At 57.7% G+C, this 14,915-nt stretch carries 11 protein-coding genes; 3 read left to right on the top strand and 8 right to left on the bottom strand.

What is annotated here, in order from left to right; all coding sequences use genetic code 11:
- Positions 1-80 precede the first annotated feature (80 nt).
- A complete protein-coding gene (urtA, locus tag E5Q11_RS13000; protein ID WP_225315047.1) occupies positions 81-1,265 on the bottom strand; it encodes an urea ABC transporter substrate-binding protein in 1,185 nt (394 codons plus the stop codon).
- 313 nt (positions 1,266-1,578) lie between these two features.
- On the opposite strand from urtA, the gene E5Q11_RS12995 reads away from it, so the two are divergent.
- Together E5Q11_RS12995 and E5Q11_RS12990 are read left to right on the top strand one after the other, a co-directional pair.
- On the top strand, positions 1,579-4,956 hold the full coding sequence (locus E5Q11_RS12995; RefSeq protein WP_135803835.1) for a hybrid sensor histidine kinase/response regulator: 3,378 nt from the start codon (positions 1,579-1,581) through the stop codon (positions 4,954-4,956).
- On the top strand, positions 4,943-5,857 hold the full coding sequence (locus tag E5Q11_RS12990) for a response regulator transcription factor (RefSeq protein ID WP_135803834.1): 915 nt from the start codon (positions 4,943-4,945) through the stop codon (positions 5,855-5,857). The genes E5Q11_RS12995 and E5Q11_RS12990 overlap by 14 nt, the downstream gene beginning before the upstream one ends.
- Before the next feature lies 1 nt (position 5,858).
- Here the strand turns inward: E5Q11_RS12990 and E5Q11_RS12985 are convergent, their stop codons facing one another.
- From E5Q11_RS12985 to E5Q11_RS12975, 3 genes are all read right to left on the bottom strand, one after another.
- Entirely contained in the window at positions 5,859-6,833 is a 975-nt protein-coding gene (locus E5Q11_RS12985) for a D-Ala-D-Ala carboxypeptidase family metallohydrolase (RefSeq protein ID WP_191964479.1), read from the bottom strand.
- 35 nt (positions 6,834-6,868) lie between these two features.
- On the bottom strand, positions 6,869-8,524 hold the full coding sequence (locus E5Q11_RS12980; RefSeq protein ID WP_135803832.1) for a L,D-transpeptidase family protein: 1,656 nt from the start codon (positions 8,522-8,524) through the stop codon (positions 6,869-6,871).
- A gap of 61 nt (positions 8,525-8,585) precedes the next feature.
- Entirely contained in the window at positions 8,586-9,146 is a 561-nt protein-coding gene (locus tag E5Q11_RS12975; RefSeq protein ID WP_135803831.1) for an LOG family protein, read from the bottom strand.
- A 254-nt stretch (positions 9,147-9,400) separates the two neighbouring features.
- Here E5Q11_RS12975 and E5Q11_RS12970 point away from each other — a divergent pair, with 254 nt between their 5' ends.
- Positions 9,401-10,975: a sensor domain-containing diguanylate cyclase gene (locus E5Q11_RS12970; protein WP_135803830.1), complete on the top strand. Its 1,575-nt coding sequence runs from the start codon at positions 9,401-9,403 to the stop codon at positions 10,973-10,975.
- Between the two features lie 4 nt (positions 10,976-10,979).
- On the opposite strand, the gene ahpF is transcribed toward E5Q11_RS12970, so the two are convergent.
- The 4 genes from ahpF to E5Q11_RS12950 form a co-directional block, all read right to left on the bottom strand.
- The gene (ahpF, locus tag E5Q11_RS12965; protein WP_135803829.1) at positions 10,980-12,551 is read right to left on the bottom strand and encodes an alkyl hydroperoxide reductase subunit F; all 1,572 of its coding nucleotides are present in this window, start codon (positions 12,549-12,551) and stop codon (positions 10,980-10,982) included.
- Between the two features lie 10 nt (positions 12,552-12,561).
- Complete coding sequence (gene ahpC / locus E5Q11_RS12960; RefSeq protein WP_135803828.1) at positions 12,562-13,125, bottom strand: alkyl hydroperoxide reductase subunit C; 564 nt, start codon at positions 13,123-13,125, stop codon at positions 12,562-12,564.
- A gap of 130 nt (positions 13,126-13,255) precedes the next feature.
- On the bottom strand, positions 13,256-14,494 hold the full coding sequence (locus tag E5Q11_RS12955) for an ABC transporter substrate-binding protein (protein ID WP_168215656.1): 1,239 nt from the start codon (positions 14,492-14,494) through the stop codon (positions 13,256-13,258).
- Entirely contained in the window at positions 14,487-14,888 is a 402-nt protein-coding gene (locus tag E5Q11_RS12950; protein WP_225315037.1) for a DUF7352 domain-containing protein, read from the bottom strand. The genes E5Q11_RS12955 and E5Q11_RS12950 overlap by 8 nt, the downstream gene beginning before the upstream one ends.
- Positions 14,889-14,915: the final 27 nt, after the last annotated feature.

Raw genomic sequence — 14,915 nt, 5'->3', positions numbered from 1 at the left:
GGCGCTTGAATCCGTCCAGTGTCCGCCCCCGGGAATCCCGGGGACGAGGCTCTCAGAATGCGTCGATTCTGCGAGGGTGCTTACTGGTAACCTTCGGGGAAAGGGTCCGGCTCCATCAGCTCGTCGGTCTCAAAAACCACTTCGTATTGGCCATTGGCCATGGCGCGGCCAACGCGGGTTTTGGACCAGAGGTGATGGTTCTCGTGGATGCGCACGTAGCCTTCAGGTGCCGTGGTCAGCTCGATGCCGGGGGACGCTTCACGAACCTTGTCGATGTCAAATGAACCGGCCTTCTCGACGGCAGCTTTCCACAGCCAGGGGCCAAGGTAGGCAGCCTGCGTGACGTCACCGATCACGGAATCTTCGCCCCAGCGCTCTTTGAACGCTTTCACAAAGGCTTCGTTGTTCGGGTTGTCCAGGCTCTGGAAGTATTTCATCGCGGCGTAGGCGCCCTCGATGTTGCGGCCGCCAATACCCAGAATCTCATCCTCGGTGACGGAGATGGTCAGCAAGGTGGTCTTGCCGTCAGTCAGGTCGATACCGGCAGCTTCCAGCTGCTTGTAGAAGGCCACGTTGGAACCACCCACGATGATTGCGTAGATGACGTCCGGCTTCTTCAGGCGGATACGATTAATGGCGGAGTTGAACTGGGTGTGACCCAGAGGGAAATAGTCTTCACCCACCACTTCCAGGCCCAGCACGTCTTCTATGTGCTTGCGGGCGATCTTGTTGGATGTCCGTGGCCAGATGTAGTCAGAACCCAGCAGGTAGAAGGTTTCAGCACCCTTCTCTTCCTTGACCCAGTTCAGGCCCGCGAGAATCTGCTGTGTGGCTTCCTGGCCGGTGTAGATCACGTTGGGTGACTGCTCGAGCCCCTCATAGAAGGTCGGGTAATAGAGCATGCCGTTGTACTGCTCGAAGATCGGCAGCACGGCTTTTCGGGACGCCGAGGTCCAGCAACCGAAGACGGCAGCGACGTTGTCCTGGCGCAGCAGCTTACGGGAACGGTCGGCAAAGGTCGGCCAGTCACTGGCGCCGTCTTCCTGAATGTACTCAATCTGGCGGCCAAGCACGCCGCCCATTGCGTTGATCTGCTCAATGGCGAGGATTTCCGCCTGAACCGACCCTTCCTCACTGATCGCCATAGTGCCGGTGACCGAGTGCAGAATGCCCACGTTCACCGTGTCATCAGTGACCGCCAGGCCGGTGGTGTTCACTTCCGCCGTTGGGGGCGCAGCAGCATTGGCGGTCGCCGCCAGTACCATTGAAGCCGCCAGCAGCTTGAGCTTTCCGAGCCCCCACCGTCCGGTGGCGCCTCCTGTCGTCGATTGCTTGTGCATTGTCATGGTATGTCCTCGCTCAGGATGTATCTGCCAGACGCATTGCCGACCCATGTCGGGAAGCGCCGTCGATAAACATTCTCTGCGCGGGGCCGGCATTCGCCCATTCGGCAAACGCACCAGCGGCCTACGTCATTTAACGCATGGCCTGAAATGAACCGTCGCGATAAAACTCAGATGTGCGCGATGGCACAGCTTTTGATACCTCCAGGTAACTCCCCCATGTAAAGGCCACAGCATGAGTGCCCGGCAAAGCATTTTCCGCGTCCGGCGGAACTACAACCAATGGGTCGCCAACCAGACCCTGGAAGACTATGCCCTGCGCTTTACCGCCAAGAGCGCCCGGCGCTGGTCCGCGGGCCGTGTCACCAATACTGCCCTGGGTGCGATTTCATTTCTGGCGCTGGAAGCCATCGGCGGGGCCATCACCATTCATTACGGGTTCAACAACGCGGTCACGGCCATATGCGCCGTGGCACTGATCATCTTCCTCACCGCCATTCCGATCAGTTACTACGCCGCCCGCTATGGCGTTGATATTGATCTGTTAACCCGAGGCGCAGGCTTCGGGTATATAGGCTCTACCATCACCTCGCTGATCTACGCCTCCTTCACCTTTATTTTTTTCGCCATTGAAGCCGCCATCATGGCCATGGCGCTGGAACTGCTGTTTGGCATACCCCTGGTGATCGGCTACCTGATCTGTTCGGTGGTGATAATTCCGCTGGTGACCCACGGCATTACCGCGATCAGTAGGTTCCAGCTGTGGACCCAACCCGCCTGGATACTGCTGCAGCTGCTGCCTTTCGTGTTCATTCTTTATCAGGACGCCAGCGCCGTCTCCGACTGGACCCAGTTCGAAGGCACTGCCCCAAATCAGGGCGGAGAATTCAATCTGCTATTTTTCGGGGCAGCGGCAGCAGTACTGTTTTCGCTGATGGCGCAGATTGGTGAACAGGCCGACTTTCTAAGATTTATTCCAGAGCCCCAAAAAGGCCAGAAATTGCGATGGTGGACAGCGGTGATGGCCGGCGGGCCGGGCTGGATTGTGATCGGCGCCATCAAGATTCTGGCTGGCTCCTTCCTGGCGGTACTGGCGCTGAATCAGGGTATCTCTGCGGTGGATGCCTCAGACCCTACGCGAATGTACATGGTGGCCTTTGGCTACATGACCAGCTCGCCGGAAGCGGCATTGGCCATCGCCGGCATTTTCGTCATTCTTTGCCAGGTAAAGATTAACGTCACCAACGCCTACGCCGGTTCCATTGCCTGGTCGAACTTTTTCTCACGCCTGACCCATAGCCACCCGGGCCGGGTGGTCTGGCTGGTGTTCAACGTAGCCATTGCGCTGCTGGTGATGGAACTGGGGGTGTATCACGCCCTCGAAGAAACCCTGAGTTTTTACGGGATTGTCGCGGTTGCCTGGGTAGGCGCTCTGGTGGCGGATCTTGTTATCAACAAGCCTTTGGGTTTTAGCCCCAAGCATATCGAGTTCAAACGTGCCCACCTTTACGACATCAACCCGGTGGGCGTCGGCGCCATGATTCTGGCCTCCATTATCGGCATGGTCAGCCATGGCGGCGTGCTGGGGGAAGTGGCGGCAGCCCTGTCCCATTTCATCACCCTGGGCGCTGCACTGATCATCGCCCCGCTGATTGCCTGGGAGACCGGTGGCCGCTATTACATGGCCCGGCCTTTCGTGCCCATTGCCACCGATCATCAACTAGTCGCCTGCTGCATCTGCGAACACGAGTTCGAGCCGGAGGACGTGACCGGTTGCCCGGCCTACGCGGGTAATATCTGCTCCCTGTGCTGTTCCCTGGACGCCCGCTGCGGGGATTTCTGCAAACCCGGCGCAGGCTACAAGGAACAGATGCGCAAGTTCTTCGGACTGTTTATCCCGGAGGCGGCCTTCGGCTATCTGCACTCGCGAATAGGGCATTTCCTGGTGCTGTTACTGCTGATCATCGGGGTATCCGGGTTGCTGCTTTGGCTGGTCCACGAACAGACACTGGTGGCCTCAGACGCTGAAGCTGCGGTGCTGTCCATTACCCTGTGGAAAGTATTCTTCGTGCTGATCATCGTCACCGGCATCATCTGCTGGCTGTTCGTGCTGGCCCACGAGAGCCGCATGGTGGCGGAAGAGGAATCCCAGCGGCAGACCCGATTGCTGACCGAAGAAATCGTCGCCCACGAGCGCACTGACCAGGCCCTGCAGAAGGCAAAAGAGCACGCAGAAGCCGCAAATGGCGCGAAAAGCCGCTATCTGACCGGAATCAGTCACGAACTCCGCTCACCGCTGAATGCCATCCTGGGTTATGCCCAGCTGATGGAGAACGATGCCTCAATCCCGGCCAATCGCAAGGAAGCGCTGGGCGTCATCCGCCGCAGCGGCGAATACCTGGCGGACCTGATTGAGGGGCTGCTGGATATTTCCAAAATCGAAGCTGGCCGCCTGGACCTGCACCGGGACGCGGTACGCATCGACCTGCTGATGGAACAGCTGGTTCACATGTTCCGGCTGCAGGCCGAGGAAAAAGGACTGGCTTTCGAGTACCACTGCGTTGGCAGGCTGCCGGAAATGGTGACCACAGACGAAAAACGCCTGCGCCAGATTCTGATCAACCTGCTGTCTAACGCCATCAAGTACACCGACACCGGCGGCGTTTCACTGACCCTGAAATACCGCAGCCAGGTCGCAGAATTCATCGTCAGCGATACCGGCGAAGGCATTGCTGAAGAAAACATCGAACGCATATTCCGCCCCTTCGAGCGAATCCGTACCCCGGGGCAGAGCCAGGCCGGCACGGGCCTGGGCCTGACCATCACTCACCTGCTAACGGAAATCATGGGCGGCGACCTGTCCGTTGAAAGCGAAACCGGCAAAGGCAGCACCTTCAAGGTCAGCCTGATGCTATCCAGCCTGCATACCCCACGGCCCGAGTCCATGACCTCACCGGCCCGCCGGATTTATGGCTACAAAGGCCCACGGCAGAAAATTCTGGTTGTCGACGATGAGGCCGCCCACCGCCAGCTGATCCGCGCCATGCTTGCGCCCCTGGGGTTTGAAATCATCGATATCGGTAACTCGCTGGCGGTAGTGGAAGCTGTGGCAAAGGAACGGCCTGACCTGATTCTGCTGGACGTATCCATGCCCGGCTACAGCGGCTGGGAAATTCTGGAGCAGCTGCGCAACAACAATCACCTGGTGCCGGTGGTGATGGTCTCTGCCGACGCCAGCGAGGGCCGGGACCGTCCTGACCCGGCGCAGCACAACGGTTATGTGATTAAACCCGTGCGTCAAAACCAGTTGCTGGACCACATCGCCCGCCTGATTTCCCTGGACTGGCGTTTCGAAAAAAGCGCAGAGCCGCTGGCGAGCGTTCCCGGCCCTGCCGCTGATTCCATGGTGATGCCCACCGAACAGCATCGGGCCGCGCTGGTCGGACTGGCTACGATTGGCCACCGCAAGGGACTGCTGGAAGCACTGCACGGGATGGAACACCGGGGCGACGCCGAACCCCTGTTCGTGAGGGAAATGATTCGACTGACCAACGATTTCCAATTCGAGAAAATTATAGATGCACTCAAGGTGACCGACTATGAACGCACCTGACTCCCTTAAACCCCAGAAAACCGTGGTGATGGTGGTGGACGACGCCATCGACTCCATCCGCATGATCAGCGACGCCCTGGAAACCGCCGGTATGACGGTACTGGTAGCGCTGGAAGGCAACCAGGCCCTGACCATAAGCAGGAATATCACTCCGGACATCGTGCTGATGGATGCCATCATGCCCAACATGGACGGCTTCGAGACCTGTCGGCAACTGAAGCAGAACCCGGAATTTATCGACACACCCATCATCTTCATGACCGGCCTGAGCGACACGGAACACGTGGTGATGGGCCTGAATTCCGGCGGCGTGGATTACGTCACCAAACCCATCAATACCGCCGAAGTTCTGGCACGTATGCAGGTCCACCTGACCAACGCCCGCATGGCCCGCAGCGCTCGCCAGGCCCTGGACACCGCCGGGCAGAATCTGTTTGCGGTGGACCGCAATGGCGACATTCTCTGGGCCACGCCCCAGGTGCATCACCGTCTCACCGACGGCGACACCAGTCACCAGCAGCAACTAGGCAGGAGCCTGAAGGAATGGCTGGCACACAATCCGGAAAACGGCCACAGCTTGACCCTCGACTTTCTGGCCGGGCCCCACTCTGTGGAATTTCTAACCCTGGTGGATAACCGGGAATACCTGCTGAGGCTTCACGAAGTTCAGCAGTCGGGCACCGCCACGGCCGCCCTTCGGGATCGATTCAGCCTGACCGGGCGCGAATCCGACGTGTTGCTATGGATCGCCAACGGTAAAACCAACCGGGAAATCGGCCAGATTCTGGACATGAGTCCGCGCACGGTGAACAAGCATCTGGAGCAGGTGTTCCGGAAAATGAATGTGGAAAACCGCACTTGCGCCGCCGCTGCCGCCATAAAATACCTCGCGAAAGCCTGATTCAGTCGGGAGAACGCCCCCAGCGGGCACGCAGCCTCCGGACATCGACATGAATGAATGGCCCCCTCACTGGCAGGCGGGCGTCGTATTCACCCAGCCCCCCGATCAGTTCTGGCAGGCCGTGACGAAGCGGTAGATCTTCTGCAAGATCATACAAAATGGCGGCATCTTTGCGATCGCTGGCACCATCGTTGTTCAAATCATCCATCATGCCTCGCGGTTGGCCGTCATCAATATAAATATCGGCGGCTCCACCAAACATGTGGCGGCTGTTCGTAGAACTGCCGATCAGGCGATTATAGAAGGGTGTGCGAAAGCCACTCATGATGACGAACCCGTTGGTCCGTATGCCTGCAGCATTGACATCTTCCAGCAATAGCTCAAGCTTGGTCAGCAGCCGCGGACTCAGCAACAGGTACTTGGGGTAGCCAGACTGCTGTTTGCTCAGGAACTGCCCAAGGCGAAAATGGGGCGAAACCTGGGTTCTTACGTTTTCCTCAGTAACCTCTATAAACCCTGTCGGCGCAGCATAGGCGGCCAGACCCCGAAACGGTTTTTCCGGATAGTGGCCGATGCGGTAACCATTCAGTCGACCGTCACGAACCTGCGTGGCGGGTACCAGTACAAACACCCGTAACGATAAGGTTTCATTACTTTCCCTGCGGGTGATCTGGAGTGGATAGTAGCCAGGGTTGTCTGGAGCATGCCAGCGCCAGCCCCCGCGCCCCTTCTCGCTAAACTGGCCCCCAGGGGCACTAACGCTGAACGCCTCCCGCAAATGCGTTCCGGTCAGCTGAATGTCCAGGGTTTTGCCTGGCATCACACTCGCAAGCATGGTGTGATAGGGCGTTAGCCGGTCGTTCACGGTCACGGAAAAACTCAGCCGGCCGGGATCAAACACACTATCGGCCCATGCAGCTGGTGGCGTACCCAGGCCCACCAGAATCAGAACCCATACCAACGTCAGACTCAGCAAAGTAAGTCTTACAGGGTAAATCTGACAGCCCCGCGTCATAACGGTTGTGACTCCCGCAGAGCCCGACGAATAGGTTCATCCCGCTGATAGATGTCTTTGCGGAACTGCGCCAGGTTATTGTCATCCACCCAGGCGGTCCAATATTGGATGTGCACAGGTACCGGTTGTTTCAGGTTGACGGTCCGGGTGCCGCCAGCTGCAAGGCTGTCATCCAGTTGCTGGGGCGTCCAGCCTTCCTGCTCCAGCAGCAGCGCCGCCAGTTCCATCGGGTCCTGTACCCTGACGCAGCCGGAGCTGAAGGCACGCTCCGGCTGGCGAAACAGGTCCCGACTGGGGGTGTCATGCAGGTAAACATTGTATTGATTGGGAAACATGAATTTCACCTGCCCCAACGCGTTCAGCGGGCCGGGTTCCTGCACCAGGCGATAGGGAAAGTTTTGCGGTGAAACCTTTTGCCAGTCCACGCTGGCGGGATCGATGACCTGTCGGTTGGCTCCCCAGCCATCGTATATGCGATAACCCAGGCGTTGCAGATAGTTGGGGTCACGGCGGATTTCCGGCAGCTTGTCCTCAACCGCCAGCTTGGGGGGCACAACCCAATCCGGGTTAATCACCAGATATCGTATACGGTCACTGAATACCGGGGTACGCCGGTAATCGCGGCCCACGACGACAGCTTTGATCAGGGCGGGCTGTCCCTGGTCCACCAGCCGCAGTTCAAACCCAGCGATGTTGACCATTACGTAACGTTGCCCCAGGTCCCTTGGCAACCAGCGCCAACGCTCGAGGTTCACGTCGATCCGATCAATACGTTCCTCGGGAGACGTATTAAGTGCGGTGACGGTCTGAGGTCCGATGACGCCGTCTGCCGCCAGACCATGACGCTTCTGAAACGCCATCACAGCCGCCGACACATCAGGGTTATAAGCGTCGCCAGCAAGCGCGTCGTCGTTTTCCGCCAGGTCGCCCAATTGGATCAGGCGCTGACGAACCGCCGGCAAGCGTTTATCCTGGCCACCGGGGCGCAGCAGTGGGCCATTTTCAATGGTGGTCCAGTTTCCGGTCTGTTCAAGATTCACCAGTTTCTGGCGGGCAGCCTGCAGCCGGGTATACCCGGTATCCCGGGGTAATCGATCTGCCAGAAAGCCGGAAAGACTTTCCGGAGTTAGCGGACTGGCCAGACCCGCGGTGCTCTGCAGTAACCATTCAGGTTGCAGGGGTGTGCCATTCCATTGCGGATCAATAACCCGCGGGTCGGTTCTTCCCCGCTGCAGATGAGTGGCCAGAAGCAGCAGTGCGTCAGAGAGCAACATGTCCAGATCCCGCAGCACCAGAGCATCGGCATCGTTTTCAGGCAGGTTTTCCAGGTGCTTTCTGATTGCGGTCAGATGGTAATCATCCGGGGTCAGGCCGTGATTCTCAGCATCTTCAATGGCATCCAGTAATGTCTGTGCGGCCGGGCGTACCCGGCCATCCCGGGTGACCCAGATTAATTCGAAGTTGCGTGCGCCATAAAAACCGGTCAGCTGTTCCAGCATCAGCAATGGGGTTTCCCCGAATTCGATGGAGAAACCCTGATGGGCGGCCTCAAAGCGGGATCGGAGCACTTCATCGCCGTGAGAGAAGGACGCCGTCAGGGACAGCTGGACTACCAGAAAAACGGTGACCAGCGAGAATCGGGGGGAGCGCATTGGGAGGGCCTTACGTGTCTGGATGGCAAGGCTACATTCTATTGGAGCTGGTTTTCGAAGTTCAATGCCATTTCTGTATCGGCGGCTGATAGTTTTCAAGGCGGGCTATCAGCGCTTCCGGCTCCTGTTCCACAATCACCATATCGGCGTATTCCTGCTTCAGGAAGCCGGAAGAGAACATCTTGCCGATAAGGGACAACAACTCGTCGTAATAGCCGTTGACGTTATAAAGCGCACAGGGTTTATGGTGATAGCCGAGCTGGCCCCAGGTCCAGGCCTCGAATATTTCGTCCATGGTGCCGGGGCCGCCGGGCAGGGCTACGAAGGCGTCTGCCAGGTCGGCCATTCGCGCCTTACGCTCATGCATGGATTTAACCACGTCCAGCCGGGTCAGCCCCTGGTGCGCCAGCTCCCTATCCCGCAGGGATTCCGGAATTACACCATAAGCCTTTCCACCACTGGCCAGCACGGCATCGGCTACACAACCCATCAATCCCACATTGCCACCCCCGAAAACGAGATCGTGACCCAGGCGGGTCATGGTCTGGCCAAAGTGCTCGGCTGCCTCGATGAAATACGGCTTGTTGCCCGGGCTGGAGCCACAGAACACGGCAATTTTCATAGTGAGTCCTTGTTGTGAATTTTATTTCTATACTGACGATTATCGACCAGGGATTTCCATTGATAGAATGGTAGCCGCTCAATATACCAACCTGTATCTGGACTCTCACTATCAGAACGCTCAACACGTTAAAAGTCCGCCTGATCCTGTTTTTCGGGATCATTATTCTGGTTGCAACCAGCATAGGCACCTGGCTGGCCAGCGACCTGGCGGTCAACGCTGTACGCAAATCCACTGGCCAGAACCTCGAGGAAGTGGCTATCCAGCTCAGGGACAAGGTCGAACTGGATCTTCATGAACGCTACAGCGATCTGATGGTTGCCGCCGCTATTTCAAAGCAGCGTCTGGAACGGCAACAGACCCCGGACATTTCGGCACTGCTTGACACACTGGCCAGGAATTTTCCGAGTTATGCCTGGATTGGCCTGGTACAGCCAGATGGTACTGTCATCGCCAGTACCGGGGGCCTGCTACAGGGCATGAATGTCGGCCACCGACCCTGGTTTCAGTCCGCCAGGGAAGGCCCTTTCCTTGGGGACGCCCACGAAGCCGCATTGCTGGCGGACAAGCTGGAAAACGACTCGCCGCTACCCCTCCGGTTTGTGGATATAGCCGTTCCGCTGAAGTCAGCAGACGGCGAACTTATGGGTGTTCTGGGCGCGCACCTGTATCTGCACTGGGTTGAAAATATCGGCGAATCTCTGCTGGCGCCGCTTCAGGAACGACTGAAATCGGAACTGATTGTGGCAAACGAGGATGGCAAAGTTCTCATCGGCCCTGAGGGCAGCGTGGGTAAACCGCTCAACGACCAGTTGCTGGAAGCGACCCGGTCGAACCAGTCCGGCCACCTCACGACATCCATGGCATTCGAGGGTAGCGGTGCCACCGAAGAGTATCTGGTCGGTTACAGCCAGCTTCGGGACCGCGCAGAATACGCAGGTTTCAACTGGCAGGTATTGGTCAGAAAACAGGCCGACGAGGCCTTCATGCCCGCACAGGATCTTCGCAACACCATACTGGGTGTCGGCGCATTGATGGCAATGCTGCTGATACTGCTTGCGTCTTCGACCGCAAGACGCACGACCCAGCCCCTGCTTCAGATGGCCCGTGAGGCCCGTAATCTCGACCCCAACAATCCCGACACGCTCATCAGAATGCGGGACGATTATGAGGAGGTAAAGGTCCTTTCCACGGTTCTGCGGGATCTGATTCAACGCCTGGCAGATAAAACGCGCGAAACGAACGAACTGAATATGAATCTGGAAAGACGGGTGGCCGATCGCACCCTGGCCCTTGAGAAGGCCAACCGGAAACTTGAGGAAACCGCGCGCACAGACGTCCTGACAGGCCTCGATAACCGGCGATACCTGTTTGAGCTGGGAAAAACCGCACTGAAAAAAGCGGTGCGTTCAGGCAGACCCGTTACCACCATCATGTTCGACGTCGACCTGTTCAAAAAGGTAAACGACACCTATGGCCACGCCGTGGGCGACAAGGCTCTGGTGCACCTGAGTGCACTTGCCCGGCAGGCCATCAGAGACATCGATATTCTTGCCCGCCTCGGTGGTGAAGAGTTCGCCATACTCCTGGAAAACACCACGGAAGAAGAGGCCGCCGAAGTGGCGGAGCGACTGCGCACAGGCATTCATGAATCGCCCCTGCCCCTGGAACGGGGGAGCCTCGGGCTCAGCGTCAGTGTCGGCGTCTCAACCCTGATTCCAGAAAGTTCAGACGACCTTGATACTCTGCTGGGCCGTGCCGACAAAGCGCTCTACGCAGCGAAAGCCGCAGGCCGAAACCGTGTTTGTCTCTATTCCGCGATCCAGTAACGGATTAAAAAGCTTCCGGGTTACGGATCAGGAAGTCGAACGCGCTCAGGGCGGCTTTCGAGCCGTCACCCATGGAGATCACGATCTGCTTGTAAGGCACGGTGGTGGCATCCCCGGCAGCAAACACACCCGGAATAGACGTTTCACCACGGTCATCAACAATGATCTCGCCGTGCTGGCTCAGCTCGATGGAGCCTTTCAGCCATTCGGTATTCGGGATCAGGCCGATCTGGATGAACACACCTTCCAGGGAGACATCGTGCACCTCGTCACTCTGGCGGTCCCTGTATTTCAGGCCGCTGACTTTACCGTTCTCACCGAAGATTTCCGTGGTCTGGGCTGAGGTCAGAATTTCCACGTTCTTCAGGCTGCGCAGCTTTTTCTGAAGCACGTCATCCGCCTTCAGTTCGTCGGCGAACTCCAGCAGGGTGACGTGGCCGACAATACCGGCCAGATCAATCGCGGCTTCCACGCCGGAGTTACCACCGCCAATGACCGCTACACGCTTGCCTTTGAACAGCGGGCCGTCGCAATGGGGACAATAGGCCACACCTTTGTTCCGGTATTCCTCTTCACCGGGTACACCGATATGGCGCCAGCGGGCACCAGTAGACAGCACCAGGGTACGGGATTTCAGCGAGGCACCGTTGGCCAGATGCACTTCATGCAGACCACCGCGACTTGCGGAAGGAATCAGCTTTTCCGCCCGCTGCAGGTTCATGATGTCCACGTCGTATTCCTTGACGTGCTGTTCCATGGCTGCAACCAGCTTGGGGCCTTCGGTGTAGGGCACGGAAATCAGGTTCTCGATGCCCATGGTGTCTGCAACCTGGCCGCCAAAACGCTCGGCCACAATACCGGTGGAAATACCTTTACGGGCCGCATAGATCGCAGCCGATGAACCTGCCGGGCCACCGCCGACGACCAGAACTTCGAACGGATCCTTGTGCTTGAGTTTTTCAGCCTCGCGGGCTTCGGCACCGGTATCCACTTTCGCGACGATCTCACCGAGGCTCATGCGGCCCTGGCCGAAAAGCTCGCCGTTCAGGTACACGCTGGGCACAGCCATCACTTCGCGCTGTTCCACTTCGTCCTGGAACAGCGCGCCGTCAATGGAGGTATGCTTGATGCGTGGGTTCAGCACGCTCATTAGGTTCAGCGCCTGAACCACGTCCGGGCAGTTCTGGCATGACAGCGAGTAATAGGTCTCAAACTCAAAGTCGCCATCCAGATCGCGGACCTGCTGCTGCAGCTCCTCGCTTTCCTTGGATGGATGGCCACCTACCTGAAGCAGCGCCAACACCAGCGACGTGAACTCATGGCCCATGGGAATGCCCGCAAACCGCACACCGGCTTCATCACTTCCAACGCGGTTGATGGCGAAGGACGGCCTGCGAACGTCATTCGATTCTTCCGTGCGCAGACTGATTTTTTCCGACATCGGCTCCAGCTCATCCAGCAGCTGTCTCAGCTCCTGGGACTTGTCGCTGTCGTCATAGGCCGCAACCAGTTCAATCGGTTGTTGCAGCTTGCCCATGTAGGCTTTCAGCTGCTCCTTTACGCTGGCATCCAACATGACAAGCTCCTCAGATCTTGCCGACAAGGTCCAGCGACGGCGTTAGTGTGGCCTCGCCTTCTTTCCACTTGGCGGGGCAGACTTCGCCCGGGTGCTTGCGCACGTATTGTGCAGCTCTAACCTTTCGCATCAGGTCGTCGGCGTCACGGCCAATGCCTTCGGCGGTGATTTCCATGGCCTGGATCACGCCATCCGGATCGATCAAAAAGGTTGCCCGGTCTGCCAGGCCCTGGCCTTCGCGCATCACGCCAAAGTTGTTGGTAATGGTGCCAGTCTGATCGCCGACCATGTAGTAGTTGATCTTGCCGATCGTGTCAGAGCTGCTGTGCCATGCCTTGTGCGTGAAATGAGTGTCGGTGGACACGGAGAACACTTCAACGCCCAGTTTTTGCAGCTCTTCATATTTATCAGCGACATCGCCCAGTTCGGTCGGACAAACGAATGTGAAGTCGGCGGGATAGAAAAAGAAAACGGCCCACTTGCCTTTGACGTCTGCCTCGGAGATTTCTACGAATTCGCCATTTTTAAAAGCAGTGGCGTTGAACGGCTGGATTTCGCTGTTGATGATTCCCATCGGATTTAGCTCCCTTATTGGCTGGATTAACGGCGTAAATTCTACGACCAAAGTATCAATGGGTGCGTAAGCTATTGATTTCAAGTCCCTAATGCCAATAGATTGTTATTAGGGTCAGGATAGGAGGAGGCTATTGCTCTGGGTTCTGGCGAATGGTTGCAAGTGTGGCAAGCAGGGCTTCAACCGATAGTTCGCGTTCGAGAAAATCAACAAAGGCATCCATGGCAGGGCTGGATACTGAGCGCACCATTTCCCGGTCAAAGAACTGGGAGTACCCACTGGCACGTTTCAGAATGGTCTGGCCTTCGGCCACCAGCCTGTCTTCCGGGTCCGGCGACTGGCGGTTGGGGGCAATGGTTCCCATCCGGCGGTTAAACCAGCCCTGTATGTCCGGCCGGGCAACAAATCTCAGAAATGCCTCAGCCTCTGTCACATTGCGGGCCCGGCTGGGAATGAACAACAGGTCTGTGGGTGCCTCTTCAGCAAGCCTGCGTTCAGGGTCGATCACAGGGAAAGGGAAAAGTCCGATATCGTCTATCAGCTGCTGCGGGAATTGCGGTACCACGAAACCACCCATCAGCATCATCCCCGCATGATTCTGATACAGATAGGGTAAAGCACTTCGCCAACTCATCTGGCTGTGCCCGGGCAGGAAAAACTCCCGGTCAACAAGATCCCCCCAGAGGCTTAACACCCGGCGGACCCGCTCGTCATCAAACGCCGCCTTTCCCGCCAGCAGGTCACGATGAAACTCGAGGCCATTGGTGCGCAGATTCAGGTAATCAAACCAGGCCGCAGCTGGCCACCTGGCTTCGGACCCCAGCGCAAATGGCGTGATGCCCTCGGCCTTTAGCGCCTCGCCCACCGCCAGCAGTTCATCCCAGGTTTCGGGCGGGTCTATACCCAGACGCTGAAACAGGCTTTTCCGGTAATAGATGCCCCAGTGATAATAAGCGATCGGCAGCCCCATGGGCTTGCCCCGGTACCTGACTATCTCGCTGATGGCAGGCGGAAACGCCTGGTTCCACTGCTGTGACTGCCAAAGGTCGCCAATCGGCCGTACCAGTCCTTTGCGATAGAAGTCGGCCATCAGATGGCCGGCAAAATAGAACATGACGTCCGGCGCGCCGTCGGGCTGGCTTAACCAGGCCTCGATATTGGCCTTGTAATCTTCCTGCTCAAACTCCCGGTGGCGAACGGCAATTCCCGGATGCTCTTTTCGGAAACGGTCGATCAGCTCCTGATAGACCTGTCGCTGTTCACCACCGGACACCATCAGCCTGAGATTGAGAACTCCGGCTGACTCTCCCAACTGGCTGGCAGCCGCTGATAGCGACAGCGCCAGAAAAACAAATAAAGCTCTACTCAAGCCAACGGCGAACAGGCTCAGACATCGGAACATGAACAGTCTCGGAGTTATCGGAGTTCTTTTCCGATAAGCTTAGCACAGGGGCGAGCCGTGCCTGCCCAGGCTTTTCCCGTGGCTCGTCAACAACTTCGTAGACGTGATAAGCCTCAGGCCCGAATGGATCCAGCGCGGTGTCCAGATACCGATAGGCTGATGGCACCGGTTCACCGGAAAAAGTCACCAGGAAACGACGCTCAAGCTCTGGCAAATCGACTTTGAGCGGCTGCTCTACCCAGAGAAAAACCGCTTTCTGTGGCACGACATATTCGCACCTGACCACGCGGTAGCCGGTTCGCAGCTTCAGGACATTCGGTTCCTTTCCGCTTTCAAGCCTGAATTTGAGGATGGTTTTCATGGTCCGATCTCCTGTTTGTAAGCACGA

Origin of the sequence: Marinobacter confluentis (genome assembly GCF_004785685.1) — a bacterium.
Taxonomy (GTDB): domain Bacteria; phylum Pseudomonadota; class Gammaproteobacteria; order Pseudomonadales; family Oleiphilaceae; genus Marinobacter; species Marinobacter confluentis.
The sequence above is the reverse complement of the archived record's forward strand: the minus strand, read 5'-3'. Positions and strand labels throughout refer to the sequence as shown.